The sequence below is a fragment of the Pseudomonas sp. P106(2024) genome (assembly GCF_057480815.1).
The window spans coordinates 47,624-73,996 of the sequence record NZ_JBLIYU010000003.1 but is presented as its reverse complement, the minus strand read 5'-3'; the positions used below and the strand labels follow the sequence as shown (position 1 = coordinate 73,996).

Annotated in this window: 31 protein-coding genes, 1 pseudogene and 1 riboswitch; of the genes and pseudogenes, 9 read left to right on the top strand and 23 right to left on the bottom strand. The window is 64.9% G+C overall.

Annotated features, from left to right (window positions below; translation table 11 throughout):
* Positions 1-219 precede the first annotated feature (219 nt).
* Positions 220-639 carry a tetratricopeptide repeat protein gene (locus AC25M7_RS06500; RefSeq protein ID WP_069017446.1) on the bottom strand — a complete coding sequence of 140 codons (420 nt, stop codon included), beginning with the start codon at positions 637-639 and terminating at the stop codon, positions 220-222.
* 942 nt (positions 640-1,581) lie between these two features.
* Between AC25M7_RS06500 and AC25M7_RS06495 the strand changes: the two genes are divergently transcribed.
* From AC25M7_RS06495 to AC25M7_RS06485, 3 genes are all read left to right on the top strand, one after another.
* A complete protein-coding gene (locus tag AC25M7_RS06495; protein WP_028690885.1) occupies positions 1,582-1,806 on the top strand; it encodes a hypothetical protein in 225 nt (74 codons plus the stop codon).
* A 244-nt stretch (positions 1,807-2,050) separates the two neighbouring features.
* Positions 2,051-2,533, top strand: coding sequence for a hypothetical protein (locus AC25M7_RS06490; RefSeq protein WP_069017445.1), 483 nt, complete (start codon positions 2,051-2,053; stop codon positions 2,531-2,533).
* 143 nt (positions 2,534-2,676) lie between these two features.
* A complete protein-coding gene (locus AC25M7_RS06485; protein WP_486970859.1) occupies positions 2,677-3,939 on the top strand; it encodes an OmpP1/FadL family transporter in 1,263 nt (420 codons plus the stop codon).
* A 42-nt stretch (positions 3,940-3,981) separates the two neighbouring features.
* Here the strand turns inward: AC25M7_RS06485 and AC25M7_RS06480 are convergent, their stop codons facing one another.
* On the bottom strand, positions 3,982-4,911 hold the full coding sequence (locus tag AC25M7_RS06480; protein WP_062361425.1) for a LysR family transcriptional regulator: 930 nt from the start codon (positions 4,909-4,911) through the stop codon (positions 3,982-3,984).
* A 116-nt stretch (positions 4,912-5,027) separates the two neighbouring features.
* On the opposite strand from AC25M7_RS06480, the gene AC25M7_RS06475 reads away from it, so the two are divergent.
* On the top strand, positions 5,028-5,288 hold the full coding sequence (locus tag AC25M7_RS06475; RefSeq protein ID WP_186596711.1) for a DUF2798 domain-containing protein: 261 nt from the start codon (positions 5,028-5,030) through the stop codon (positions 5,286-5,288).
* A gap of 180 nt (positions 5,289-5,468) precedes the next feature.
* On the opposite strand, the gene AC25M7_RS06470 is transcribed toward AC25M7_RS06475, so the two are convergent.
* The 15 genes and pseudogenes from AC25M7_RS06470 to cobO form a co-directional block, all read right to left on the bottom strand.
* The gene (locus AC25M7_RS06470) at positions 5,469-6,020 is read right to left on the bottom strand and encodes a glutathione peroxidase (protein ID WP_028690890.1); all 552 of its coding nucleotides are present in this window, start codon (positions 6,018-6,020) and stop codon (positions 5,469-5,471) included.
* 46 nt (positions 6,021-6,066) lie between these two features.
* Positions 6,067-6,189, bottom strand: a complete 123-nt coding sequence (locus AC25M7_RS06465) for a hypothetical protein (protein WP_256582037.1) — start codon at positions 6,187-6,189, stop codon at positions 6,067-6,069.
* Positions 6,186-7,388, bottom strand: coding sequence for an MFS transporter (locus AC25M7_RS06460; protein WP_486970858.1), 1,203 nt, complete (start codon positions 7,386-7,388; stop codon positions 6,186-6,188). The genes AC25M7_RS06465 and AC25M7_RS06460 overlap by 4 nt, the downstream gene beginning before the upstream one ends.
* Positions 7,389-7,452: 64 nt before the next feature.
* Positions 7,453-7,857, bottom strand: coding sequence for a MarR family winged helix-turn-helix transcriptional regulator (locus AC25M7_RS06455; RefSeq protein WP_069017443.1), 405 nt, complete (start codon positions 7,855-7,857; stop codon positions 7,453-7,455).
* A gap of 42 nt (positions 7,858-7,899) precedes the next feature.
* A pseudogene (locus tag AC25M7_RS06450) lies at positions 7,900-8,091 on the bottom strand (glycosyl hydrolase); the annotation flags it as partial.
* Between the two features lie 160 nt (positions 8,092-8,251).
* Positions 8,252-8,986 carry an adenosylcobinamide-GDP ribazoletransferase gene (locus AC25M7_RS06445; RefSeq protein ID WP_028690894.1) on the bottom strand — a complete coding sequence of 245 codons (735 nt, stop codon included), beginning with the start codon at positions 8,984-8,986 and terminating at the stop codon, positions 8,252-8,254.
* A 1-nt stretch (position 8,987) separates the two neighbouring features.
* Positions 8,988-9,557, bottom strand: coding sequence for an alpha-ribazole phosphatase family protein (gene cobC, locus AC25M7_RS06440; protein WP_069017441.1), 570 nt, complete (start codon positions 9,555-9,557; stop codon positions 8,988-8,990).
* A complete protein-coding gene (gene cobT, locus AC25M7_RS06435) occupies positions 9,554-10,609 on the bottom strand; it encodes a nicotinate-nucleotide--dimethylbenzimidazole phosphoribosyltransferase (RefSeq protein WP_088851800.1) in 1,056 nt (351 codons plus the stop codon). The genes cobC and cobT overlap by 4 nt, the downstream gene beginning before the upstream one ends.
* The gene (gene cobU / locus AC25M7_RS06430) at positions 10,606-11,127 is read right to left on the bottom strand and encodes a bifunctional adenosylcobinamide kinase/adenosylcobinamide-phosphate guanylyltransferase (RefSeq protein ID WP_028690897.1); all 522 of its coding nucleotides are present in this window, start codon (positions 11,125-11,127) and stop codon (positions 10,606-10,608) included. The genes cobT and cobU overlap by 4 nt, the downstream gene beginning before the upstream one ends.
* Position 11,128: 1 nt before the next feature.
* Positions 11,129-12,583, bottom strand: coding sequence for a cobyric acid synthase (locus AC25M7_RS06425; RefSeq protein ID WP_486970857.1), 1,455 nt, complete (start codon positions 12,581-12,583; stop codon positions 11,129-11,131).
* Complete coding sequence (gene cobD / locus AC25M7_RS06420; RefSeq protein ID WP_088851798.1) at positions 12,580-13,572, bottom strand: threonine-phosphate decarboxylase CobD; 993 nt, start codon at positions 13,570-13,572, stop codon at positions 12,580-12,582. The genes AC25M7_RS06425 and cobD overlap by 4 nt, the downstream gene beginning before the upstream one ends.
* On the bottom strand, positions 13,565-14,473 hold the full coding sequence (cbiB, locus tag AC25M7_RS06415) for an adenosylcobinamide-phosphate synthase CbiB (RefSeq protein ID WP_062363768.1): 909 nt from the start codon (positions 14,471-14,473) through the stop codon (positions 13,565-13,567). The genes cobD and cbiB overlap by 8 nt, the downstream gene beginning before the upstream one ends.
* Positions 14,470-15,120, bottom strand: coding sequence for a 5,6-dimethylbenzimidazole synthase (bluB, locus tag AC25M7_RS06410; protein ID WP_028690901.1), 651 nt, complete (start codon positions 15,118-15,120; stop codon positions 14,470-14,472). The genes cbiB and bluB overlap by 4 nt, the downstream gene beginning before the upstream one ends.
* Complete coding sequence (locus AC25M7_RS06405; protein WP_028690902.1) at positions 15,117-16,412, bottom strand: cobyrinic acid a,c-diamide synthase CobB; 1,296 nt, start codon at positions 16,410-16,412, stop codon at positions 15,117-15,119. The genes bluB and AC25M7_RS06405 overlap by 4 nt, the downstream gene beginning before the upstream one ends.
* Positions 16,409-17,020: a cob(I)yrinic acid a,c-diamide adenosyltransferase gene (gene cobO / locus AC25M7_RS06400; RefSeq protein ID WP_486970856.1), complete on the bottom strand. Its 612-nt coding sequence runs from the start codon at positions 17,018-17,020 to the stop codon at positions 16,409-16,411. Before cobO ends, AC25M7_RS06405 begins: the two co-directional genes overlap by 4 nt.
* Positions 17,021-17,133: 113 nt before the next feature.
* Positions 17,134-17,352, bottom strand: a riboswitch (cobalamin riboswitch).
* Positions 17,353-17,502: 150 nt separating this feature from the next.
* Between cobO and AC25M7_RS06395 the strand changes: the two genes are divergently transcribed.
* Positions 17,503-18,081, top strand: a complete 579-nt coding sequence (locus tag AC25M7_RS06395; protein ID WP_028690904.1) for a hypothetical protein — start codon at positions 17,503-17,505, stop codon at positions 18,079-18,081.
* 53 nt (positions 18,082-18,134) lie between these two features.
* Here the strand turns inward: AC25M7_RS06395 and AC25M7_RS06390 are convergent, their stop codons facing one another.
* From AC25M7_RS06390 to AC25M7_RS06370, 5 genes are all read right to left on the bottom strand, one after another.
* A complete protein-coding gene (locus AC25M7_RS06390) occupies positions 18,135-18,668 on the bottom strand; it encodes a C40 family peptidase (protein ID WP_028690905.1) in 534 nt (177 codons plus the stop codon).
* Between the two features lie 146 nt (positions 18,669-18,814).
* A complete protein-coding gene (locus AC25M7_RS06385) occupies positions 18,815-19,450 on the bottom strand; it encodes a C40 family peptidase (protein WP_028690906.1) in 636 nt (211 codons plus the stop codon).
* 125 nt (positions 19,451-19,575) lie between these two features.
* Positions 19,576-20,280 (bottom strand): DnaA regulatory inactivator Hda, encoded by a 705-nt coding sequence (gene hda, locus AC25M7_RS06380; RefSeq protein WP_028690907.1) that lies wholly within the window; start codon positions 20,278-20,280, stop codon positions 19,576-19,578.
* Between the two features lie 208 nt (positions 20,281-20,488).
* Positions 20,489-21,562: an AI-2E family transporter gene (locus AC25M7_RS06375; protein ID WP_028690908.1), complete on the bottom strand. Its 1,074-nt coding sequence runs from the start codon at positions 21,560-21,562 to the stop codon at positions 20,489-20,491.
* Positions 21,563-21,573: 11 nt separating this feature from the next.
* On the bottom strand, positions 21,574-22,629 hold the full coding sequence (locus AC25M7_RS06370) for a DUF2066 domain-containing protein (protein ID WP_088851795.1): 1,056 nt from the start codon (positions 22,627-22,629) through the stop codon (positions 21,574-21,576).
* Positions 22,630-22,971: 342 nt separating this feature from the next.
* Here AC25M7_RS06370 and purM point away from each other — a divergent pair, with 342 nt between their 5' ends.
* From purM to AC25M7_RS06350, 4 genes are all read left to right on the top strand, one after another.
* Positions 22,972-24,030, top strand: coding sequence for a phosphoribosylformylglycinamidine cyclo-ligase (gene purM, locus AC25M7_RS06365; RefSeq protein ID WP_028690910.1), 1,059 nt, complete (start codon positions 22,972-22,974; stop codon positions 24,028-24,030).
* The gene (gene purN / locus AC25M7_RS06360; protein WP_028690911.1) at positions 24,030-24,674 is read left to right on the top strand and encodes a phosphoribosylglycinamide formyltransferase; all 645 of its coding nucleotides are present in this window, start codon (positions 24,030-24,032) and stop codon (positions 24,672-24,674) included. Before purM ends, purN begins: the two co-directional genes overlap by 1 nt.
* An 8-nt stretch (positions 24,675-24,682) precedes the next feature.
* A complete protein-coding gene (locus tag AC25M7_RS06355; RefSeq protein ID WP_028690912.1) occupies positions 24,683-25,393 on the top strand; it encodes a DUF3108 domain-containing protein in 711 nt (236 codons plus the stop codon).
* 193 nt (positions 25,394-25,586) lie between these two features.
* Complete coding sequence (locus AC25M7_RS06350; protein WP_028690913.1) at positions 25,587-25,769, top strand: hypothetical protein; 183 nt, start codon at positions 25,587-25,589, stop codon at positions 25,767-25,769.
* Positions 25,770-25,815: 46 nt separating this feature from the next.
* On the opposite strand, the gene AC25M7_RS06345 is transcribed toward AC25M7_RS06350, so the two are convergent.
* Positions 25,816-26,355, bottom strand: a complete 540-nt coding sequence (locus tag AC25M7_RS06345; protein WP_028690914.1) for a DUF2058 domain-containing protein — start codon at positions 26,353-26,355, stop codon at positions 25,816-25,818.
* Between the last annotated feature and the right edge of the window lie 18 nt (positions 26,356-26,373).

The following is a 26,373-nucleotide window of genomic DNA, read 5'->3' as shown; positions in this document are numbered from 1 at the left end:
CCGCGCTGAACCTGCATGACCCAGCCCAGGCAGGGCACGGCGCCCGCCACCAAGCCCAGCAAAATGCTGGTCAGATCCACTGTCATGCCTACCCCGATCGAACATTGACGAATGCTGCGCAGCTTATCAGCCTGGTGACAGGGTTGGGTGGTCAGTACCCAGCAAGAGAGCACCTCAGCCATGCGCCCCCCAACAAATGGTTATACACAGCTGCTCCGGTTAACTACCGAACCACTGGCGCAACAACCGCCGCGCCTCCTGCGAGCCCTGCCCCGCCGCCAGCTCCAGCCAATAGCGGGACTGCTCCGGCTCCTGGGCCTGGCACAACCGGCCATACTCCAGTTGGGCCCGGCGATCACCGGCGCGGGCCGCCTGGCGCAGCAGTTCATGACCGATGCGCCGGTCGCGGGCATTGCCGCAGTCGCGGCAGAGCATCTGCCCCAGGCGGCTCTGGGCCACCACCACGCCCTGGCGCGCCGGCTGCTTGAGCATGCGCCCGGCCAGGTGCTTGACGCTGGGCTTGTCCCCCAGGCGCGGGCTGTCGAGCAGCCACAGGGCCACTTTCAGGGAAAAACGCTTGGAGGAAGGCAGCGATGGCGAGGCATCAGGACTGGCGAGGTGTTTACCGCGAAGCTTCATGACCTACAGCAAGGGTGATTCGAGAGGCGCGCCACTCTACTCCTTTTTTTGTGGACTGACCTGGGCGACTTTCGGCTGATCGCCATTTTTTTCCACGATTTTTTCTTGACGTTTTCCCAAGGAAAATGCCGATGCCACCACTACCCACCGATTGTCGGACAATGGATGAAACAGCTGGCACGCCCGTCCTAGAGCAAGCGCCCGGGACAATCCACAGAACCTGTGGATAACTCGGTGGACAACCCCTTGAGGTAGCTCGCAAACCCCTGTGAAATGGGGCTTTCAGTCAAACTGACGATTTTTTCACCAGCAAAAATTAGTGTTTTTTTTCATTGACTTAAGCCCCCAGTCAAGTCATTGGCGAGCCGTCCACAGGACGTTGCAAGAGGGTTACAACTGTTCAACTGAGTGTGTACAACCGCACCAACAAATGGCATCGCGGTGCACGGAATCAGTACGGGAGGGTGGTTGGCTGAACATTTCACCCTCTTCACACCAGGCGCGATTGACGACATAATTATCGGCTTACCGCTAGAAAAGCCAAAAACTTGCCAACCCCGAAAAGTTCGTGTAGGGTTGCGCCCCGTTAGTACCCAGCTGAAGTCATTCTGGCCACTCAGTCCCTGCAGCCCAAGTGCTCGGTAACGAGCAAGCACTGCCCCATCGGGACCGGCCCATTCGATGATTCACTCGGCAAACCTTGCCCAGCACGAATCACGTTTCAGATTGATCAGGATCTTCCCCGACGCCCAGAACCCTGGTGTCGGTGTGCTGCCTGCCTTCTGTCGTACCTACCAGTCAGCCCAGCGCCCACTTATTGCATGCGCCCCTCTGGCTGCCCTGTTCCAGTCAGGTTCTGCGTCTCCTTAATAAAGACGTCACTGGAACGTTTCTATTGTGCACGGATCAAACACCGTGTCTTACGCAGGAACATCCAACAATATGAGTAACCATCAACAAATCCAGGTTGCCTTCGGCACCCTTTCCCAGGCCTTCGCCCCATTGAAGTGCCTCATCGTTGCCCCACGCAAGGGCAGCTTTAGCTTCACCCTGGTCGACGAGCATGGCATCGCCTGCCACAGCGAGCGCCTCTATCCGGAGCAGTACAACCGGGCAGAACCGCTGCAAGCGGTGATCGAGCGCACCCGCCAGTCGCTGACCGCATGAATGAATGGCGGGTAATTCACGCCATGAATACGCCATGCAAAACCCAGCCTGAAGGTAATTGGCCTAATCGCCAATGGGCATATGCCCTGCGCCTTCGGGCTGCAATCGATTTAAAAACAGCCTTTTACACCACTGTTATCACACTACACTTCAACTCGAGCGGCATCTGCCGCTTCCGGCGGGCCTGATCACTCACCAGCTGCCAAGCTCCAGCGCCCGTCGGCCCTTTTCAGCAGAGGGCATCATGGGCATCGCTGCGAACGAGTTGAGTCGATATGTGATTCGGCCGACCCTGATCTACCTGGGTCGCCACAGCGACAGCGCCGAAGCTTTGTTACTGGGCGTTGCCGCGAGCCAGTCTGCGCTGGGGGCCGCCCTGCATGACCGACGTGGCCATGGGCTTTACCGGATCGGTGGGAATCGTCACCGTTGCCTGTGGGACGAATACCTTGCCCGCGACCCCGAACTGGCCAGCCTGGTGCGCGGCCTGGCCAGCCAGCACGCCTTCCTCGGCGGCCCGCACCTCGAACTCACCGTCAACCTGCGCTACGCCACCGCCATCGCCTGGATGCTGATCGAAGAGCAAGCCCTGCCCTTGCCGGCGGCCGACGATCTGCTGGGCCTGGCACGGATTTGGCGGCAGACCTTCCAGCCCCAAGGGCGCCTGCGGGACTTCACCCACGCCTGGCACCACTGTATCGAGCCAATGCTCACCCCAGCCTCCTGAGCCAACGCGTCCTACACCCAAAAAAACGGAATTTTGGTCGGATTGTCCTACAAAACCGCTCTATCTCCTGCGTTCTAGCCTATAGCGTGGAGTGGAATTTATTGGTAGCTTTCCGCCTCGGAGATCCCAAGGAGTTTCTAATAATGAAAAAAGTATTGCTCAAAACCTCTCTCGGTATTGCCGTTGCCTTCGCTTCCAGCCACTTGCTCGCCAGCGGTTTCGCGCTGAACGAACAAAGTGTCAGCGGCATGGGAACAGGTTTTGCGGGGCGTTCTTCCTCTGCCGATGATGCCAGCACCGTTTACGGAAACCCGGCAGGCATGTCACGCCTCAAACGTCAGGAAGTCACCGTGGGTGGCGCAGCCATCTTCGCCAAGTCCGATATTTCAGGCCGTGGCAGCAACTTCGGGGGGGAAACCGACGGCAACATGGTCCCGACCGTCGGCGTGCCGATGGGCTACTACGTCAAGCCGATCGATGACCACTGGGCTCTCGGTTTCGGCGTCTATGTACCCTTTGGCCTGGTGACCGACTACGGCAGCGGCGATGCCGCACGCTACTGGGGCAAGAAGAGCCATGTCGAAGTGGTGACCTTCCAGCCCACCATCAGCTATGCATTCAACGACAAGGTGTCGATAGGCTTCGGCCCGACAATCAACCGTATCAAGGGCGAGCTGGGTTCGAACATCGTCAACCGCTTCACCCCTGGCCGTAACGATGGCGAAGTGAAAATCAAGGGCGACGATACCGCGGTCGGCTACAACATCGGCATCCTGGTCCAGGCCACCGACCACACCCGCCTCGGCCTGACCTACCACTCGATGGTGGACTACAAGCTCGAAGGCAACACCAAGGTCAACAGCGTCCTGATCGGCCCGTACAGTGGCAGTAAGTTCGATGCCGAGTTGAAGATCAAGACCCCTGAGTCGGTGGACTTCTCGGTCACCCATGAGCTCGACGACCAGTGGACCCTGTACGCAGGTACCACCTTCACGCGCTGGAGCCGCCTGAAGGACATCACCGTCGACAACGAAGTCCCAGCGGCGCTGCGTGGGCAATTCGGCACCATCACCGAGGAACAAAACTGGCATGACACCTGGGCAGGCGCGGTTGGTGCGTCCTACAAGGTGAACAAGCAGTGGACACTGCGTACCGGCTTCTCGGTCGACCAGTCGCCAACCAACAACCAGGACCGTTCGCCGCGCATCCCCACGGGCGATCGCAAGATCTTCAGCCTGGGTGCCGGCTGGAGCCCCAACGACGACATGACCATCGACGTGGCCTACTCCTACTTGTGGGAGGAAGACACCAAGGTCAACCTGGCAAGCCCGACCAAGGGTACTTACCAGGCCAAGTACGAAAACAGCGCTCACGGCGTCGGTGCTTCGCTGACCTATCGCTTCTGAGTCACTGTCGCAGCATGAAGAACCGCCCTCGTGGCGGTTTTTTCATGCCTGTGCGCACCACTGCTGGCCCAGGCACTGCTGCAGGTATTCCATGAACACTCGCACCTTGGTCGTCAGTGCAAAGCGGTCAGCCAGGCACAGGTATATATCCATCGGCTCGGTCTGGGCATAGGCCTGCCCGCTGTCGCCGAATTCAAACAGCGGCACCAGCCGGCCGGCATCCAGGTGCGGGCGCACGACGAACTCGGCCAGGCGGGTAATACCACCATCATTCAGCGCCATCTGGGTTAATGCGTCGATATCATCACTGATCAGCACCCGACCGAAGCGGGCCTCGAAGCGCATACCGTCACGCATGAATCCCCAGGGCAGGAATCGGCCATCCACCGGGTAGCGGAACACTAAACAACTGTGATCGTGCAAAGCCTCTGGTGTGGCCGGCAAACCGGCCCTGGCCAGGTAGCCGGGTGCTGCGCAGCAGATGAAAGGAATACGGGCTATATGCCTAGCCAACAAGTGGTCTTCCAGCTGCGGCGTGATGCGCAGGCTCACATCCACGTCTTCGCGGGCGTGATTGACCTTGCGATCAGCCATCACCAACTCTATCGAAAGCAGCGGATAACGGGCGCTAAATGCCGGGATGAGCGGCGCCAGCACGTGCCGTCCGAAGGCCGATGTCGAGGCAATGCACAAGCGCCCCTGAGGCTCGCTGTCCGGCGTGGTGACCGCAAGCTCGGCCTGGGCAAGATCACGCTCGATATGCCGTACGCGCTCGTAGTACAGGCTGCCGGGCGGCGTCAGGGCCATGCTGCGAGTGGTGCGGGTCAGCAAGCGCACCTGCAGATGCGTCTCCAGCCGCGCCAGGTTCTGGCTAACGGCTGCGGGGCTGAGACCCAGATTGCGAGCACCGCCGGCAATGCTGCCGGCTTCGACGACCTTGATGAAACTGCGGATGGCGTTGAGCAGGTCCATGGGATGCCTGGCTGATTCGTAAGTTTCTCTTTATAAAGAACTCAGTGAACAGCGTCTACAGCGTCGCGTACAGCCCTTGTTAACCTGCACGCTCATTCATTCGAACAGAGGCCCCCATGAACGAATTGTCCTCGATCCGGAATCGTCGCAAATTGCGCGCAGGCGCCACACCCTATGTGTTCGCGTTCTACATGTCAGCGATCATGGCATTGTTGATGTGCTTCGTGATTACCGCCGCCAATGGCGGGGTCTCTGCCGACTACCTGCACAACGTACTCAAGGCGTACCAGCTGGCGATGCCCGTAGCGTTCTTCTGTGTATTGATGGTGCGACCCGTAGTCATTCGACTGGTTGCGCTGACTGTGCACCCTGAGTAAGCGAGGCGCTTATCTACTAGCTAGACAATGTCACTTCGTAGCTGGGCAAAAATAATTGCAGCTTCACCAGTTGGCTAACCAGCAGGCGCGTATCCGGGCAATTACTGGCTCAGTGAAGCCATCAACATCCTCCTGCCGAAACTGGCCTATATACCAGTTCGGATAGGCCGCTCATGGTCCTCAAGGCTGCGAAGCAATCGCCTTGTCGATCGCCGCCCTGAACGCCGGATCATCAGGCTTGGTCAGGCTGGAAAAGTTGCCGATCACCTTGCCCTTGCGGTCCACCACATACTTGTAGAAGTTCCACTTCGGCGCGCTGCTCTGCCGGGCCAGCTCGACGAACAGCGGGATCGCGTCCTTGCCGCGCACCGGCTGGGCCTTGGTCATGGTGAAGGTCACGCCGTAGTTGGCATAGCAGACCTTGGCGGTCTTGTCGCTGTCGGCGTCTTCCTGCTTGAAGTCGTTGGACGGCACGCCGAGCATTTCCAGGCCCTGTTCGCGGTAGTCCTTATAGGTAGCTTCGAGGCCTTCGAACTGCGGGGCGAAGCCGCAGTAGCTGGCGGTGTTGATCACCACCAGCGGCTTGCCGGCGAAACGCTGGCACAGGTCAATCTGCTCCTTGCCGCGCAGCTCCGGCAGGCTGCCCTGGAGCAACGCCGGACAATCGGCTGCCCAGCTCGAAGTGGCTGCGGCCAGGGCCAGCAAAGGGAGGGTTAGCCAGCGGGCATGCATGATAGCGGTCTCCTGCACATGATTCCTTGATTGTGCAGGGTAGCGCTTAACACAGGCTCATGCCCAACTGCATCAACGCCAGCCCGCCCTTGTGCCAGCCCCACCACACCAGCGCCAGCACCAGTATCGCGGCGATCAGCAGCAAGCCACGCCCGAGCAGGCCGTTCACGCGGCCTGGGCCTGCAGGCGGGCGACCGGGCGCTCGCGCACCGGCCAGTTAAGGGCCGCGGCCAGCAGGCTGAGCAGGATCGAGATCTGCCACACCAGGTCATAGCTGCCGGTCTGGTCATAGACCACCCCACCCAGCCAGCCGCCGAGGAACGCGCCCAGCTGGTGGAACAGGAACACGATACCGCCGAGCATCGACAGGTTGCGCACGCCGAACAGCGTGGCAACGGTGCCGTTGGTCAGCGGCACCGTGGACAGCCACAGCAGGCCCATGGCAATACCGAACAAGTAGGCACTGAACTGGGTCACCGGCGCCCAGAGGAACAGCACGATGACCACGGCGCGCAGCAGGTACAAGCCGGTCAGCAGGCGCGGCTTGGACATGCGCCCGCCGAGCCAGCCGGCGGTATAGGTGCCGACGATATTGAACAGGCCGACCAGCGCCAGCACGGTGGTGCCGGTGATCGCCGGCAAGTGCTGGTCGACCAGGTAGGCCGGCAGGTGCACGCCGATGAACACTACCTGGAAGCCGCAGACGAAGAAGCCTAGCGCCAGCAAGCAGAAGCCGGAGTGCGAGCAAGCTTCGCGCAGCGCCTGGCCAAGGCTCTGTTCGGCGCCATGGCTAGGCAGCGGGTTATCACGCAACAGGCCTACGAACGGCACGATCAACGCCACCATCAGGCCCAGCACCAGCAAGGCCGCCGACCAACCCAGCCACTGGATAAGGCCCAAGGTGCCGGGAAGCATGGCGAACTGGCCAAAGGAGCCGGCGGCGCTGGCGATACCCATGGCCATGCTGCGCTTTTCCGGCGGCACGGCGCGCCCGACCACCCCAAGGATCACCGAGAACGAGGTGCCGGACAGGCCGATGCCGATCAGCAGGCCGGCGCTCAGCGACAGCGACCAGGCCGAGTCGGCCATGCCCATCATCACCAGGCCAGCGGTGTAGAGGATGCCGCCGATCACCACCACCTTGGCCGCGCCCAGGCGGTCGGCCAGGGCGCCGGTAAACGGCTGGGCCAGGCCCCAGATCAGGTTCTGCAAGGCGATGGCGAAGGCGAACACCTCACGGCCCCAGCCGAACTCGGCGCTCATCGGCGCCAGGAACAGGCCGAAACCATGTCGCACCCCCAGCGACAGCGCCAGGATCAGCGCCGCCCCCAGAAGTACCCAACCGCTGCTCCGCCAAAGGGAAGTCATTGTCGTTGTCTCCAGCCCATCGCAAGGTTTATGCGGGTATATACCCGCTTTCTATCGTAGTCGTTCAGGCAAGCTGCTCCAGCAAGCGCACCAACTCGTCACGCTGGCTTTCGCCCAGCCGTTCCACCAACTGCCTCTGGGCCTGCTGCCAAGCCGGGTAGGCGGCGTCCAGGCACGCCCTGCCCGCTTCGCTCAGCAGCACCACGCGATTGCGCTGGTCGTCGCCGTCGGCAAGACGCACCAGGCCGTCGGCCTCGAGCACCTTGAGATTGCGGCCCAAGGTACTGCGCTCCAGGCCCATGGCCTCGGCCAGGCAGGTGATGCTGGGACGGTCGAGGCGCTGCACCTGGCGCAGCAGGGAAAACTGGGCGACATTGATGCCGAAGCCGGCAAGGGCCTCGTCGTAATGTCGGCTCACCCCACGGGCGGCGCGACGCAAATGGGTACAGATGCATTCACTGGTCAGCATGGATACGTGTATATACCCGCATTATGGATGTTGCAAGAAACTTCACGGTGTCGGTTTGGGTAGCAGGCGCTGGCGGATCGGCTCGAACTCAGCCGTGGCCTTGCGCGGCAAGGGGGCCGGCGCGGCGTTCTCGATGGCTTGCCAATAGCGCCACGGCACCTTGGCCGAACCCAGCTCGTAATCCATGCCATCCCAACTGTCCTCACGGAAGCTGTAGAAGGCCCAATGCAGTTGCTGGTGGCCAGCAGACTGGCGAGCATCCAGGGGTGCATGGCAGGGGCTCCTGGTGGTTTTGAGGAGCGAACGAGGATAAGCGCAATACGTGGAATTGGTTTCCGAGATCCATGCAGGGCACATCCTGCCCCCTGTGGAAGCGACACAAACCCAAGGGCTGCTAGACTAACAGCGCCAGGGTAACCACCACCGTCAGTTCCAGCAGTTCCAGCAACGCCCCAGCCGTATCCCCTGTGGTTCCGCCCAACCGACGGCACATCAGCAGACGCAGCCACACGAATACGAGCAACGCCGCCAGCAGCGGCCACAACACCGCCCAGCCTCCCAGCGCCAGGCCGACCAGCGTACAGCCCAGCAATACCCAGCCCGCACCGCGCCGGGGCAGGTGTTCGGCCAAGGCCGCGCCCAGCCCGCCCGCGCGCACGTAGGGCGTGCCGAGAAACAACCCGAGCATCGCCGCCCGCCCCACCACCGGAGCCAACACCAACAGGCCGTCAGCGCCCCGCTCGACCAGCACCCAGAGGGCGCAGAACTTCAGCAGCAATACCAGCACCAGCGTGACCACGGCAATCGGCCCGCTACGCGGGTCCTTCATGATCTGCAAGGTGCGTTCGCGATCACCGAAGCCCCCCAGCCACGCATCAGCGCTGTCGGCCAGGCCGTCCAGGTGCAGCCCGCCGCTGAGCAGCACCCACAGCGCCAGCAACAAGGCCGCGTGCAAGGGCGCCGCAGTGCCTTGCAGCAGATGGCTGGCCAGCCACAGCAACAGGCCAAACAGCAGCCCCACCAGCGGATAGCACAGCAGCGAGCGCCCCATCTCGCGGGGCTCCGGCATGCCCGGCAAGCGGACCGGCAAGCTACTGAGGAACTGCAGTGCGATCCAGAACGGCAGCATCTCAACCTACCTCGCGCATTTGCCCGTCGTGATCCAGCATCAGTCGCACCAGCGCGCCGTGCCCGACCTCGACCTGCAGCAATTGCTCACGCGGCAAGCCACGTGCCCGTGCCAGGAGAAGACGCATCACCCCACCATGGGTGACCAGCAGCACGCGCTTGCCTGCATGCACACGGCGCAAACCCTCGACCGCCGCCAGCACCCGTTCGGCAAAGGCCAGCACCGGTTCGCCGCCCGGCGGGGTGAAGGTATACGGATCATTCCAGAACTGCCCCAGGGCATCGGCGTCGACCTGCATGATCTGCGCAGCGCTTTGCCCTTCCCACTCACCGAAGTGCAGCTCGCGCACACCAGCCTCGCGCAGCACCGGCAGGTTCAGGCGCGCGCCCAGCTCATCGGCGAACGCCGCGCAGCGCTGCAGCGGCGAACTGACCAGCACGTCCCAGGGGCCGACGTCGGTGACGGCCTGGCGCATCTGCGCCCAGCCAGTCTCGGTCAAGGCGTCGTCGAGGCTGCCGCGCAAGCCACCCCCTTTTTCCGTCTCGCCGTGGCGCAGCAGGTCGAGGATCATGCCGGGCGATCCGCCACCGCCGCCTCGGCGAAGGTTGCCATTTGCCCATGCAGCGCGCAGGCCAGGCGGATCAGCGGCACCGCCAGCGCCGCACCGCTGCCCTCGCCCAGGCGCAAGCCCAGGGTCAGCAGCGGCTCGGCTTCCAGGGCCGCCAGCAAGGCCTTGTGCCCCGGCTCGGCGCCCTGGTGGGCGAACAGCAGCCAGGGGCGGCACTGTGGATTGAGGCGTACCGCCACCAGGGCGGCGACACTGCAGATGAAACCATCGACCAGTACAGCCACGCCATGCTGGGCGCACGCCAAGTAGGCGCCGGCCAGCGCGGCGATCTCAAAGCCGCCGACACAGGCCAGCGCCTGCAACGGCTGGTCGGCGCGCAGACCGTGCAGCACCAGGGCGCGCTCGATCACTTCGGCCTTGTGCCGCACGCCGGCGCTGTCCAGGCCGGTGCCCGGGCCGCTCAGCTCACGCGCCGGGCAGCCCAGCAACGTGCTGGCCAGCGCCGCCGCCGCGGTGGTGTTGCCGATGCCCATTTCCCCGCCGATGAACAGCTGGGCGCCGTTGTCGAGTGCACGCAGGGCGCTGTCGCGTCCGGCCTGCAGCGCCGCAGCCAGTTGCGCATCGCTCATCGCCGGCTGACAGGCGAAATTGGCCGTGCCAGGCCCAAGACTCAGGTGATGGACACCGGGCAGTTGCAGCGTCGGGTCGATGGTACCGAGGTCGACCACCTCAAGGTCTGCGTCCAGCTGGCGCGCCAGCACGCTGATCGCCGCGCCACCGCCGACGAAATTGCGCAGCATCTGTCCGGTCACCGCCTGCGGGTAGGCAGAGATGCCCTCCTCCACCACGCCATGGTCGCCGGCGAAGATCGTGATGGCGATCCGCTCCAGTCTGGGACGCTCGCGCCCTTGCAGGCCGGCCAGGCGTATCGCCAGGCCTTCGAGTTGGCCGAGGGAGCCGGCCGGTTTGGTCAGCTGCTGCTGACGAGCGCGGGCCTGGTCCATGGCGGCGGTGTCGAGGGGTTGGCAGGCGTCACGCCACCACATCTGGGTCATAGGGCAGGTCCTTTGAGCATGAGAGGGAGACCAGCGACAGTCAGCACCACGCGTTGGCAGCGCTCGGCCACGGCCTGGTGCAGCGTGCCCGCCAGGTCGACGTAGCGACGGGTCAGTTCGCCCATGGGCACCACGCCCAGGCCGGTTTCGTTGCTGACCAGGACAAGGGTGCCCGGCAGCTGTTCCAGGCAATCGAGCAGCGCATCGCGCTCCTGCGCCAGGCGCAGGTCATCCTCGAGCATCAGCAGATTGGTCAGCCACAGGGTCAGGCAGTCCACCAGCAGGCAGCGCCCTTCGGCGGCTTCGGCGTACAGCACATCAGCCAGCGCCAGGGGTTCCTCCACCAGCCCCCAATGGGCCGGACGGCGCTCGCGGTGCAGACGCACGCGTTCATTCATCTCGCCATCCAGCGGCTGGCTGGTGGCGATATAGGTCACCGGCAGGCCGCTGGTCTCGGCCAGTTGCTCGGCCAGGCGGCTCTTGCCCGAACGGGCGCCGCCGAGGATCAGGCTGCGCATGTCAGACGACTCCACACAGTTGGCGCAGACGCGCGGTGTCCAGGTGCTGCTCGACCAGGTCGGCCAGGCGCTCGATATCGCGTTCGCGCAGGGCCTCGTAGTCGATGGCCTGCACATCGGCCAGACCCGCCCAGCGCAGCAGCGCGGCGCACGACTGGGTGCCCTCGAACAGGCCATGCAGGTAGGTGGCGAGGATCTGCCCGTCGGCGCTGATGGCCCCGTCGGCGCGGCCATCGGTTAGTAGCACCGCCGGACGCTCCAGCGCCGGACCGTGGGTAACCCCGGCGTGGATCTCGTAACCCGACACCGGAACCTGCTCGAGATCGAGCGTGCCGGCCACGTTGCGCAGCTGCTTCTCGGCCTCCAGCACGGTGCTGTAGGCCAGCAGGCCGAGGCCCGCACTGGAGCCGGCGGGCCCTTCCAGGCCCAGTGGATCATGCACCTGCTCGCCGAGCATCTGCAGGCCACCGCAGATGCCGATGAGCTTGCCGCCGTAGCGCAGGTGCCGGGCGATGGCGGTATCCCAGCCACGCTCGCGCAGTTGCGCCAGGTCGCCGCGCACGCTCTTGGAGCCGGGCAGGATGATCAGGTCGGCGGCTGGGATCGGCTGGCCCGGGCCGATGAACTGCAGGTCCACCTGCGGATGCAGGCGCAGCGGGTCGAAGTCGGTGTGGTTGCTGATTCGCGGCAGCACCGGGACGATCACCTTGAGCACGCGCTCGCCCTTCGCCCCCTGGCGGGTATCGATCCTGTCCTCGGCCTCCAGGTGCAGGTCGGTGATGTAGGGCAACACGCCCAGCACCGGCTTGCCGGTGCGCTGCTCCAGCCAGTCCAGGCCCGGTTGCAGCAAGGCAATGTCGCCACGGAAACGGTTGATGACAAAGCCCTTGACCCGCGCCTGCTCGCTCGCCGACAGCAGTTCCAGGGTGCCGACCAGGTGGGCGAACACGCCGCCGCGGTTGATGTCGGCCACCAGGATCACCGGGCAGTCGACCGCCTCGGCGAAGCCCATGTTGGCGATGTCGCCGGCACGCAGGTTGATCTCCGCCGGGGAGCCGGCGCCTTCGACCATCACCACCGGGTAGGCTTCGCTCAGGCGCTCGTGGGACGCCAGCACCGCCTGCATGGCGATGGCCTTGTAGTCGTGGTAGGCGACGGCGTTCATGCTGGTCACCGCGCGGCCATGGACGATCACCTGGGCGCCGGTGTCGCTGTTGGGCTTGAGCAGCACCGGGTTCATGTCGGTGTGCGGCGCCAGCCGGCAGGCCTGGGCCTGCACCGCCTGGGCGCGGCCGATCTCGCCACCGTCGGCGGTCACGGCGCTGTTGAGCGCCATGTTCTGCGGCTTGAACGGCACCACGGCGATGCCCTGGCGCAGCAGCCAGCGGCACAGGGCGGTCACCAGCGTGCTCTTGCCGGCATCGGAGGTGGTGCCTTGCACCATGAGGGTGGTCATGCCGATTCCTTCTGATAGTCCGCCAGGGCCTGGGCCAGGCGTTGTTCGTCAGCGGCCGTGGCGGGCAGGCCGAAACGCAGCGCGGGCGGCTGATCGAACAGGCGCACCAGAATGCCGCGGCGGGCGAGAAAGTCATGCAGGTGCGCGGCGCGCTCATCACGCACGTACTGGAACAGGTCGCAGCCGCCACTGGGTGGCAGGCCCGCGCCGTCGAGCAACGAGGCCAGGCGCTGGCTGGCCTGGGCGCAACGGGCAATCTGCGCCAGGTGCGCCGCGTCGTCGGCGAAACAGGCCTGCCCCAGCACTCGGGTCGGGCCGCTGACGGCCCAGGGCCCGAGTGCCTCGGCCAGACGTCGCAGCACATCCGCCTGGGCGACGACGAAGCCCAACCGCACACCGGCCAGGCCGAAGAACTTGCCGAACGAGCGCAACACGATCAGGCCAGGTTGCCCGGCCTGCTCGACCACGCTGTGTTCGGGCGTATTGTCCATGAAGGCTTCGTCCACCAGCAGCCAGCCACCGCGCTCGGCCAGACGCGCATGCCAGGCCAGCAGGCGTTCGCGGGTTACCCGACGGCCGGTGGGATTGTTGGGGTTGACCAGCACCAGGACGTCAAGGCTGTCGAGCACGTCCTCGACCTCGGTCTCGTCCAGTTCGACCAACGTGTGCCCTGCCCGTGCCCAGGCATGCGGATGCTCGGCATAGCACGGCGACAGGACCCCGACCCGCCCGCTCGGGCGCAGGTGCGGCAAGGCCTGGATCGCCGCCTGGGAGCCGGCCACCGCCAGCAACGGCTGCGCGCCATAGTACTTTCGCGCCGCCGTCTCCAGGCCGTCTTCGGTCTCCGGCAGACGGGCCCAGGCCTCCAGCGGAATCGGCGGTATCGGATAGGACCATGGCGCGATACCGCTGGACAGGTCGAGCCACTGCTCCCGTGGAATGGCGTACTGTTTCACCGCCCGCAGCAGGCGGCCACCGTGTTCAAGCATTCAGATAGGCTCCCACGCAGATCAACAGCACCCACAACCACACGCCGCGCTGCACCAGGCTCCAGCCGCGCTCGATGGCCTGGGCGTCGGCCATCGGCCCTTCACCCAGGCGCGGTCGTTCATGCAGCTCGCCGTGATACACCGCCGGGCCGCCCAGCTCCACGCCCAGCGCGCCGGCACCCGCGGCCATCACCGGGCCGGCGTTGGGGCTATCCCACAGCGGCGCCTGGTTGCGCCAGCAGGCCAGGGCCAGGCGGGTCTTGCCCAGCAGCGCATAGGTCAGCGCCACCAGCCTGGCGGGAATATAGTTCAGCCCATCGTCGATGCGCGCCGCGCACCAGCCGAAGCGTTCGAAGCGCTCGTTGCGATAGCCCCACATGGCATCCAGGGTATTGCTCAGGCGGTACAGCACCACCCCCGGCGCACCGGCCACGACAAACCAGAACAGCGCGGCAAACACCGCGTCGCTGCCGTTTTCCAACACCGACTCGGTGGCCGCCCGGGCCACGGCGGGCTCGTCCAGCTCGCGGGTTTCGCGGCTGACCAGGTAACCGACACGCCGCCGCGCCTCGGCCAGGTCCCCCTGGCGCAAGGCCTGGGCCACCGGCAGCACATGCTCGCCCAGGCTGCGCAGGCCCAGGGCGCAGTACAGCGCAAGCACATCCACCAGCCAGCCGATGTACGGCAGCCAGGACAGGATCAGCGCCAGCAGGGTCAGCGGCACCACCGCCAGGAACCACGCGGTGACGCCATGGCTGCGCCAGCCGCGCCCACCGGCGTTGAAACGTTGCTCCAGGCGCGAGGCGAAGTTGCCGAAGCCCACCAGCGGATGACGCCGGCGCGGCTCGCCCAGCAGCGCATCCAGGGCCACGCCCGCCACGGTCAGCAAGGCCACGCTCATGGACGCTCTCCCCAATGGTTCTCGTACAGCATCTCGCTCAAGGGCCGCTGTTCGGCCCAGTCTTCCAGCACCAGCATCGGCGCCGGATAGAACTCGGTCACCGGCCCCAGGCACAGCACCGCCATGGGCTTGGCGCCCGCGGGCATGCCCAGCAGTTCGGCCAGGGCCTCGGGGTCGAACAGCGATACCCAGCCCATGCCCAACCCTTCGGCGCGTGCCGCCAGCCACAGGTTCTGGATGGCGCAGGCCAGCGAGGCCAAGTCCATCTCGGGCAGGGTGCGGCGGCCGAAGACATGCGCCTCGCGCTTGTCCATCAACGCGGCCACCAGCACTTCGGCGCAGTCGTTGATGCCTTCGACCTTGAGCTTCATGAATTCATCGGAGCGCTCGCCCAGGGCCTCGGCGGTGCGCACCCGCTCCTGCTCCACCAGCGCCTGGATCCGCTCGCGCAAGGCACGCTGGCTGATACGGATGAACCGCCACGGCTGCATCAGGCCCACGCTGGGCGCCTGGTGGGCGGCGGCGAGCAGGCGTCCGAGCAACTCGGGGGCCACCTCGCCCCCGGCAAAATGGCGCATGTCGCGGCGTTCGCCAATGGCCCGGTAGATGGCCTGGCGTTCGGCTTCGCTGTAGGCGTGTCGGCTCATGGTCGCAGCAGCGCCGCCGCCGCGTCAGGGTTGGAGGGGAAGTAGAAGTGCACGTAGGAGGCGGTCAGACGCCCCAGACGATAGACCGCCTCGTTGCCCCGACCGCCGTTGGGGCTCTGGCCGCGGGCGATCGGCGCAAGCTCCGTGCTGGTCAGCGAGTGGTGGTAGGTGTGGCCTCGCAGGGTGCCTTCGGGTAGTTCGACCGCCTGCAGGGCCAGGGCCGCCAGGCGCTTCTGCATGGTCGCCTCGCCCGGCAGCAGGCCCAGCAGCGTGGCGCGCTCGCCCGCCACGTCGGTCAGCGCGTCGAGCAGGTAGAGCATGCCGCCGCACTCGGCCAGCAACGGCTTGCCGGCGGCATGATGGGCGCGGATCGCTTCCAGCATCGGCGCGTTGGCGGCCAGCGCCTGGTGATGCAGTTCGGGGTAGCCGCCGGGCAGGTAGAGACTGTCCACCACGGGTAGCTCGCGGTCATGCACCGGCGAGAAGAATTCCAGGTGCGCACCGAGGCCACGCAGCAGGTCAAGATTGGCGCCATAGGTGAAGGCGAAGGCCTCATCGCGGGCCACACCGATGCGCGCTCCGGCCAGCGACGCAGTCACATTCACAGGCTCAGGCTCGGCAAAACGGACCGGTGGCGGCAGCGCGGCATCGCAACTGGCGCCCAGGGCTTCGGCGGCGGCATCCAGGCGTGCATCCAGGTCGTTCAACTCGCTGGCCTGGACCAGGCCAAGGTGACGGCTGGGCAGTTCGATGCCGCGCTCGCGGGACAACCCGCCGTACCAGCGCAGGCCTTCGGTCAGGCTGCCTTCGAGCAGTTGCGCATGACGCAGGCTGCCGACCCGGTTGGCCAGCACCCCGGCGAACGGCAGGTCGGGCTGGTAGCGCGCCAGGCCTAGAGCCAAGGCACCAAAGGTCTGGGCCATGGCCGTGCCGTCGATCACCGCCAACACCGGCACGCCGAAGTGGCGCGCCAGGTCGGCGCTCGACGGCGTGCCGTCGAACAGGCCCATCACGCCCTCGATCAGGATCAGGTCGGCCTCGCCCGCCGCTTCCCACAACAGGCGGCGACTCTCCTCGGCGCCGATCATCCACAGGTCGAGCTGGTAGACCGGGGCACCGCTGGCGCGCTCGAGGATCATCGGGTCGAGAAAGTCAGGCCCGCACTTGAACACCCGCACCGTGCGCCCGAGGTTGCGGTGCAGGCGGGCCAGGGCGGCAGTGACCGTGGTCTTGCCCTGGCCCGAGGCCGGGGCCGCGATCAGCACGGCGGGACACTGGCGCGACTCACTCACAGTTCGACGCCCTTCTGCGCGCGGATACCGGCCTGGAAGGCGTGCTTGAGCATGCCCATCTCGGTGACGGTGTCAGCCAGTTCGATCATCTCCGGCTTGGCAGCGCGCCCCGTGACGATCACATGCTGCATCGGCGGACGCGCCTGGATATCCGATAGCACCTGGTCGAGGTCCAGGTAGCCGTGCTTGAGGGCGATGTTCAGCTCATCGAGCACGACGAACTGGATAGAGGGGTCCTGCAGCAACTGCCGCGACACCGCCCAGGCGGCCTCGGCAGCGGCGGTGTCGCGCTGGCGGTCTTGGGTTTCCCAGGTAAAACCCTCGCCCATCACGTGATAACGCACCTGCTCGGGAAATCGGCGGAAAAACAGCTCCTCGCCGGTGCTGTTGCGGCCTTTGATGAACTGCACCACGCCGCACTGCATGCCATGGCCAAGGGCGCGGGCAAGCATGCCGAAGGCCGAGCTGCTCTTGCCCTTGCCGTTGCCGGTCAGCACCAGCAGCAGGCCGCATTCATTGGGGGAATTGGCGATGCGCTCGTCGATGATCGCCTTCTTGCGCTGCATGCGCGCCAGGTGACGTTCGTCGCGTTCGATGGATTCGCTCATCAGGGGTCTCCGCAGGCTGTCGCAGCGGCGGCGACAGGTAAAAGGCAGGCAGACGAGGAGCGCGCAGGAGGCATGGCGAGGGCCACATCGCACCGCGCATCACCCTCCGTGATGCCGTTTGGCAGTGACAGGCCGGTCTCCGGGCTCATGAGCGGGCGCAGGCCCTGGCTACGCGCCTTCCCGGACATGGACATCCAGTGGCCTTGCGTAGCCGTCGACTCATCTACCGTTGCGGGGGCAGCGCCGGACTCGCGCCTACTGGCGCCCACCGGCTTCCCAGTTTCACCCTGCCGAACCGCAGCTCGCGGGGCACCTGAAGCACGCCGCGAAGGTTAGAGGGTTGCACCGGGAGCGTCAATCGAGCGAGGGCCGATCTGGCCTGGATCAATGGCCGATTCAACAGCTTGTGCCACACTCAGAGCAGCGATATCACATAGCCATCACTCGGCCGACCCGGATCACAATGACAAGGAGAGCGCAGCATGCAAGGCCTGATGATCAACAACCCGCGCCTGGAGTTCCTGCGCCCGGCCCTCGAGCGCTGGGTCGACTGCATCGACCGCTTCAACCAGTTGCAGGGCGACAACGAGGCGCCCTACTGGCACGGCACAGCCAGCAACGTCGGCCTGCTCGCCGCTGCCGCCTGGCAGGGTGAGTTGGTGGCGCTGGAACGGCACATGAGCAAGAAACAGCGCGACGAGGGCGAGCGCGACGGGCGCTGCGACCTGTCGATCAGCAGCGCCGAGGAGTCGCTGTACCTGCACGCCGGCCAGCGCTGGCCGCGCATCGCTCGCCTCGACCTGACAGCGGCCCTGCAGGAAACCGCCGCCCTGGCCAAGCCGATCGCCTATGGCAGCCAACTCAAGGCCGGGGCACTGTTCGTCACACCTTGGAAGGCCGGCCAGCATGCCAGCCCCGAGGAACTGCAGGACCTGGTGGACGATCTGCAGAAGCACACGGCCTGTGCGCTTGCCTGGTACTTCCCGTATGCCTACCGCAAGCTGCACAACGAACTGGGGCAGTACTATCCCGGAGTGGCGCTTCTGCTCAAACAGGCTTGATGCCAGCCAGGCAATACTGGACCAAGTTCATACCCTGCCCGCGCCGGTAGGTATCAGGGATTCTGCGCCAGATGCCCCGGCGGCAGCACCCGTTTGGCCTGGAGGTAGGCCTTGGCCCAGTAGCTGTTGGACAGGTAGTCCAGGCGCACGGTGCCGCCCGTCGACGGTGCATGCACGAAGCGCCCCTCACCGACGTAGATGCCGGCATGGCTGACCTGCGACCCGCCGCTGGTGGCAAAGAACACCAGATCACCCGACTGCAGCGAATTGATATCCACATTTGGCGCGCGCATGACGATCATCTCGCGGGTCGAGCGTGGCAGACTGATACCCGCCGCATCACGGTAGACATAGCCGATCAGGCCGCTGCAATCGAACCCGGCATCCGGTGTATTGCCACCCCAGCGATACGGTGTGCCCACCAGGCCGATGGCGCGAAACAATACATCGTCAGCCGCAGGTGACGAAGGCGCCTGATTGAACACCATCGGCTGTTTGGGCGTGGGCGCCGGCGCAGGTGCACGGCTGGAGCAGGCCGCAAGCAGGGCCACCAGGGAAAAGAATGCGAAGCGCGCCAACATCGCCATGATGCGAACGTCCTGTCGAAAATCCGACGGCCACGGCCGAAGGTAAAAAGAGTTGAGAATTTAGATTAGACGCTTTCTGTAAATGCGCACGGCGGCGAGCTTTTCAGCTACGCCGCCGTGCGAGGTTACAGCATTTTGATATCAAATCAATTGCGCGAGATCGTGGTCGGCGCCATGGCGAGCGCGCGTTTGGCCTCGATGAAGGTCTTGCTCCAATAGCGATCGCCCAGGCTGTCGATACGCACACCACCGCTGCGGCGGCTGCTGGAGTGGATGAACTGGTTGTCACCCAGGTAGATGCCGGCATGGCTCACGCGGCCACGGCCGTTGGTGCTGAAGAACAGCAGGTCGCCGGGCTTGAGCTTGTTACGGGCGACCTTGGGCGCGTCGACGTTGATCATCTCGCGGGTCGAGCGCGGCAGGTTCATGCCCGCCTCTTCGCGGAACAGGTAGCCGATGAAACCGCTGCAGTCGAAGCCGGACTTCTCGGAGGTGCCGCCGAAGCGGTAGCGGGTGCCGATCAGGGCCATGCCGCGTTCGAGAATGCTGTCGGCCAGCACAGGCAGCTGGTATGGCTTGCCGTTGCTGGAGAAGGCGTCCAGGTCGTCTTCGCTGGCCAGCTCTTCCTCGGTGAATACGGAAGAGGCGGAAGCCTTGGCCTTGACCGATTGCTCGGCGGCCACGCGGTGGTCCTGCGAGGGTGCGACCGGGCCGGTGGAGGCACAGCCGTAAAGAAGGGTGACAAGTGCAAGTGGCACGAGGGGTGCGAAGCGCTTCAGCATGGGCACGACCGTGTCTGTAGTCCTTTAGAAGGGGGAAACTATGCCTTCTATCGGACCCATTTGCAAATTTTATCGAAAAAGATGTGACTTTTCCGTTTTGATGCTCTGGCACCGTGTTCTCAGGGCTACCAGCCGAGGGTTTCCTTGAGGAACGGGATGGTCAGCTTGCGCTGGGCCTGCAGGGAGGCCTGGTCGAGGCGTTCGAGGAGGTCGAACAACGCGCTCATGCTGCGCGTACCGCGGGTGAGGATGAAGTGGCCGACCTCGTCGGTCAGGTGCAGGCCACGGCGCGAGGCACGCAGTTGCAGGGCGCGCAGCTTGTCCTCATCGGACATCCCACGCATCTGAAAGATCAGCGCCAGGGTCAGCCGCGACTTGAGGTCGGCCAGTTTGATCGGCAGTTCCCGTGGCGAACTGGACGCCGCCAGCAGCAGGCGCCGGCCGCTGTCGCGCAGGCGGTTGAACAGGTGAAACATCGCCTCTTCCCAGTCCGCCTTGCCGGCAATCACATGCAGGTCGTCGATGCACACCAGCTCGTACTGTTCGAGGTAGTCGAGCAGTTCGACGCCGCGATCGAGCAGTTGCGCCAGGGGCAGGTAGACAGCGGGTTGGCCCAACTGCTGGAAACGCTGGGTGGCGGCCTGCAACAGGTGGGTGCGGCCCACGCCCTGCTTGCCCCACAGGTAGATGAGGCTTTCGGTCCAGCCGGCGTCGGCTTCGCACAGCCGCTCGACATAGCCCAGTGCCGCGGCATTGGCGCCGGGGTAGTAGTTGATGAAGGTGGCGTCGTCGCGCAGACGCACACCCAGGGGCAACTGGATCGGTTTCATGCTCGCGGGCGGTCGCGGGGACCACAGGGGGCCTTTGATGAACAGTGTGCAAAGTCTATACCCGCAGCGCGGACGGCACAATCGGCGAGGGAAATAGCGCAAGTAAAATCAAGTAGTTGCACTGTTTCACAAGCATAGCGGGGCAAGCCCGCCCCCACGTTATAGCCTCTGCCAGGGTAGCGTGGGAGCGGGCTTGCCCCGCGATTGATCATAGGTCGGGGTCGATCTCCCCGGCATACATGTCCGATTCCTTGTACAGGTCATGCACATGCCGCAGCAGCACCATGATCACCGCCGCCACCGGCAACGCCAGCAACACGCCGGTAAAGCCGAACAGCTCGCCGCCGGCCAGGATCGCGAAGATCACCGCCACCGGGTGCAGGCCGATGCGGTCGCCCACCAGCAGCGGTGTCAGCACCATGCCTTCAAGCGCCTGCCCAACCATGAACACCGCGACGATGCCCAGCATCGGGTAGAGCTCGCCGCCGAACTGGAACAACCCGGCGACCAGCGCCGCACCGATGCCGATGATGAAGCCCATGTACGGCACGATCGCCGCCAACCCCGCGAGCATGCCGATCAGCAGGCCCAGCTCCAGGCCCACCAGCATCAGGCCGGTGGAATAGATGACGCCCAGCGCCAGCATCACCAGCAACTGCCCGCGCACGAACGCCCCCAGCACCTCGTGGCACTCGCCGGCCAGTCCCACTACCTGCGGTTCGCGTTGACGTGGCAGCAGGCTGCGCAGCTTGGCCATCATCAGGTCCCAGTCGCGCAGCAGGTAGAAGCCCACCACCGGGATCAGCACCAGGTTGGCCAGCCAGCCAATCAACGCCAGGCTCGAAGCAGTGGCCTGGGACAGCAGCACCCCGACGATGTCGGTGGTCTGGCCCATGTGCTCGCCGATGGCGGCCTTGATCTTGTCGAATTTCCAGAACCCATCGGCCAGGCCCAGGCGGCTCTGCACCCAGGGCAGCGCCACATGCTGCAGCCAGTCGAGCATCTGCGGCGCCAGTTCGTACAGGCGTAGCAACTGCTTGGCCAGCATCGGCACAAGCACCAGCAGCAGGGCCAGGAATATCAGGGTGAACAGGCTGAACACCACCACCACGCCCCAGGTGCGCGACAGGCCGAACCGTTCCAGGCGGTCGACCAGCGGGTCGGCCAGGTAGGCCAGCAGGATGCCCACCAGGAACGGCGAGAGAATGTTGTGCAGGAAGTACAGCAGCACGGCAATCACAAAAGCCGCGCCCAGCCAGATCCAGCGACGCAGGTCAGTCATTCAGCCACTCCTTACCAGCGAAAACGCAAGCCGTCGAACGGCTTGGCGGCGGTGGCCGGCGGCGTGGCGCCGGCCGGGTCCTGCGTGTTTGGCGCAGGTGTCGCGAGCACGGGCTCGGCAGGCAGTTCCTGGAGCTTGGCCAGACTTAACTGCGCGCGCAGTTGCTCACGATTGCCGCTGACGCGGTAGGTCAGGGTGCCGCCATCGGCCATCTGCAGGCGCGCGCCATAGGGCTCCAGGACTCGGCTGAGCTCGGCGTAGCGTTGCAGGTTCATGCCCTGGACCTGCACCTCTAGCTCGCTGCTGGCGCCGGGACGGGTGACGTAACGCGGCGCCAGGCGGTTGCTCACCGCCAGCAGCACGGCGTCGGCCAGGGCCGCCTGGTCGGCGCCGTCGGCGCTGCCCTGCTCGCGCTGGTCGCCCAGCCACAACTGCCACTTGCCCTGCCACTTGCCGTCGGCTTCATGGGCATGCACCGCCAGCAGCGCATCGGCGCCATAGCGCTCGGAGGCCTCGCGCAGCGGCGCCGGGTCGTTGCCTTCGAGCAGCTTGGCATTGGCCACCAGTTGCTCCTGCAGGTCGGCTAACGGCAGGCGCAACGGCAGGCCGCGGTGCTGGGCGGCCCGGCGCAGGGGTTCGGCGACAGCCTGGCCATCGCCGACCAGGCTACTGCCCTCGACGCTGTCATTCAGCCACCAGCCAAGAATCGACGGCCGGTTGCTGCCCCACAGCGCCAGGCCAGCTTGGCGCAGGGCGCGCTCGGTGCTGCCGGGGTCGAACTCGACCAGCACCGACTCCGGCGGCCCGGCTTCGGTGCCGACCTGGTTGATGATCTGCTGCGGGTCCTTGCGCAGCGCGGCCAATGCCGGGTTCTGCACCGCCTTGGGATCACCGGTCAGGCGCAGCACCAGGGTATCCAGGGCCTTGCCGGTCGCCTGGGCGCGGGCTTCGCTGCCCTGCCCTTCGACAGGCTCGCGCACCTGATACAAGCCAGAGATGGTTTCGGCCTGGGCCACGGTGCCGGCCACAACCAGGCAGGCGCCAGCGAGGAAATTGAGAAGACGCATTGAGGATTCCTGTCCAGATGACCTTGGGGCGACACGCCCTTGCCTGTCGGCTGTGACCGCGCAACCACGGCAAATACTCCGCGTTGCCGGCCCGTTGCGTGGGTCGCCATGCCTATACCTTATACAGGCACCGGCGCGCCAACCAGTCACAGGGGGTGAAACACGGTTTTTTGCCCAGATTTCCCGCCTGCCCGTCGGCCTGAGGATGGCCGCCTTGGGGCAACCCTGATAAAATCGCGCGCCTTCGCAGACCAGTGACGTACAGGCAGCCGCCGTTTCTGAAACCGGCCTTGGCCGTCCCGGTCGTTTTTCTGAATCCCTCCCTCCTAAAGGCCTGGATCAATGAGCAAGCAACCCTCCCTGAGCTACAAAGACGCCGGTGTAGACATCGACGCCGGCGAAGCACTGGTCGAACGCATCAAGGGCGTCGCCAAGCGCACCGCACGTCCTGAAGTCATGGGTGGCCTGGGCGGCTTCGGCGCCCTCTGCGAGATCCCGGCCGGCTACAAGCAGCCGGTGCTGGTCTCCGGCACCGACGGCGTCGGCACCAAGCTGCGCCTGGCGCTGAACCTGAACAAGCACGACAGCATCGGCCAGGACCTGGTCGCCATGTGCGTCAACGACCTGGTTGTATGCGGCGCCGAGCCGCTGTTCTTCCTCGACTACTACGCCACCGGCAAGCTCAACGTCGACGTGGCCGCCACCGTGGTCACCGGCATCGGCGCCGGTTGCGAACTGGCCGGCTGCTCGCTGGTCGGTGGTGAAACCGCCGAGATGCCTGGCATGTACGAAGGCGAAGACTACGACCTGGCCGGCTTCTGCGTCGGCGTGGTGGAAAAGTCCGAGATCATCGACGGCTCGAAAGTGGTCACCGGCGACGCCCTGATCGCGCTGCCATCCTCCGGCCCGCACTCCAACGGCTACTCGCTGATCCGCAAGATCCTCGAGGTTTCCGGCACCGACATCGACAACACCCAGCTCGACGGCAAGCCGCTGGCCGACCTGCTGATGGCGCCTACCCGCATCTACGTCAAGCCGCTGCTGCAACTGATCAAGCAGACCGGCGCTGTCAAGGCCATGGCCCACATCACCGGTGGCGGCCTGCTGGATAACATCCCGCGCGTACTGCCAAAGGGCGCCCAGGCCGTGGTCGACGTGGCCAGCTGGCAACGTCCGGCGGTGTTCGACTTCCTGCAGGAAAAAGGCAACGTCGACGAGCATGAAATGCACCGCGTGCTGAACTGCGGCGTGGGCATGGTCATCTGCGTGGCTCAGGACCAGGTCGACAATGCCCTCAACGTGCTGCGCGCCGAAGGCGAGCAACCGTGGGTGATTGGCCGTATCGACGTGGCCGCCGAAGGCGCCGCCCAGGTCGAGCTGCAGAACCTCAAGGCACACTGATGCCCTGCAATGTAGTCGTGTTGCTGTCGGGCTCCGGCAGCAACCTGCAGGCACTGATCGACAGCAACAGCGCCAGCGACAGCCCGGCACGCATCCGCGCGGTCATCTCGAACCGTGCCGATGCTTACGGCCTGGAACGTGCCAAGGCCGCCGGCATCGAAACCGCCGTGTTGTCGCACACCGGGTTCGACGGGCGCGAAGCCTTCGACGCGGCGCTGATGGCGCTGATCGACGGCTTCCAGCCCGACCTGGTGGTGCTGGCCGGTTTCATGCGCATCCTCAGTGGCGATTTCGTGCGCCATTACCAGGGCCGCCTGCTGAACATCCACCCGTCACTGTTGCCCAGGTACAAAGGCCTGCACACCCACCAGCGCGCGCTGGAGGCGGGCGACGTCGAGCATGGCTGCAGCGTGCACTTCGTCACCGAGGAACTCGATGGCGGGCCTCTGGTCGTACAGGCTGTGGTGCCCGTGGCAACGGATGACACCGCGCAGACGCTCGCCCAGCGCGTGCACCTGCAGGAACACCAGATCTACCCGCTGGCGGTGCGCTGGTTCGCCGAAGGACGCTTGCGTCTGGGCGGACAGGGTGCATTACTGGATGGCCAGCCGCTGGCGGCCAGCGGTCACTTGATTCGATCCTAGGAGAATTTATGCGTCGCGCCCTGCTCTTGGCTCTCGCCGTGCTCGCCCTGCCCCTCCAGGCAGCTGATCTGAAGCCTTTCGCGGCCAGCTACACCGCCGACTGGAAACAGCTGCCGATGAGCGGCACCGCCGCGCGCAGCCTGGAAAAGAACGCCAACGGCACCTGGAGCCTGAACTTCAAGGCTTCGATGATGATCGCCAGCCTGACGGAGCAAAGCACCCTCAAGTTCGACAACGACACCCTGCTGCCGCAGCAGTATCACTTCGAACGTGGCGGCCTGGGCAAGGCAAAGAAGGTCGACCTGAACTTCGACTGGGCCGGCAAGAAGATCACAGGCAGCGACCGTGGCGATGCCATCAACCTGCCGCTCAACCGCGGCGTGCTGGACAAGTCGTCCTACCAGCTGGCCCTGCAGCATGACGTGGCCGCCGGCAAGAAGAGCATGACCTACCAGGTGGTCGACGGTGACGAGATCGACACCTACGACTTCCGCGTGCTGGGCACCGAGAAAGTGACCACCAAGACTGGCCAGGTCGACGCGATCAAGGTCGAACGCGTGCGCGACCCGAGCCAGAGCAAGCGCATCACCGAGCTGTGGTTCGCCAAGGACTGGGACTACCTGCTGGTGCAGCTGCGACAGGTTGAGACCGACGGCAAGGAGTACGTGATCGTGCTGCAGGATGGCACGGTCGATGGCAAGGCGGTCAAGGGTAACTGATACCGCTGCCTGCAACGCCCGAAGCCCCGCCTTGTGCGGGGTTTCTTTTTTGCCGCACACCGCTCCCACAGGGATGCGTTGCCCTTGATGAAACTTGTTTCATCGCTGTTTTATTTACTTAGCCTGCTAACAAATTCTATAAAGGAGTCCTGCGACACAGTGCCGCAGCCAACCCAAGCAGTGGAGTTTGACGATGACAGTCCAGGTAACCGAACGCGACGAATCGAAAATGTCCCACGAAGGCCAGGCCGCTGGCCTGCGGATCTGGGACGTGCATCAGCAAGGCCAATTGGTCGGCATGTTCCATGACGAGCAACAGGCTCACCAGTACCGCATGGAGCTTGAATACCTCGAGCGCCAACGCCCGGCGCAGTGACCCGGCCCTGCAACGAAAAACCCCGCCAAGGCGGGGTTTTTCGTGCTTACCACATCAGATCGTCTGGGATCTTGTAGGCTGCGTACGGATCGTCCTCGTCCGCTTCCTCGACATGGGTGTTGAGCAGCAGGATACGGTTGGGGTCACGCTCCTGGATCTTCACCGCCGCCTCGCGCGGGATCACTTCGTAGCCGCCACCATGGGCGACGATGGCCAGCGCGCCATTGCTCAGCTTGCTGCGCATCAGGGCGTTGACGGCGATGCGCTTGACCTTCTTGTCATCGACGAAGTTGTAGTAGTCCTCGGTGGTCAGCTTGGGCAGACGGGTCGCCTCGATCAGTTGCTTGATCTGCGCGGCACGGGCCTTCTGCTCGGCCTTCTCCTGGACCTGGCGGTTCAGCTCCTGGTCCTTCTTGGCCTTCTCGGCCATGGCTTCCTTGGCCAGGCGTTTCTGGCTGTCGTCCACCTCCACCTGGCCCTTGTGTTCCAGGCGTTTCTGTTTCTTCTCGGCTTTGTTGGTCTGCGAGACCTGTTTCTGGTTGACCAGGCCGGCTTTGAGCAATTGGTCGCGAAGGGAAAGGCTCATGGGTGTTCTACTCACTTA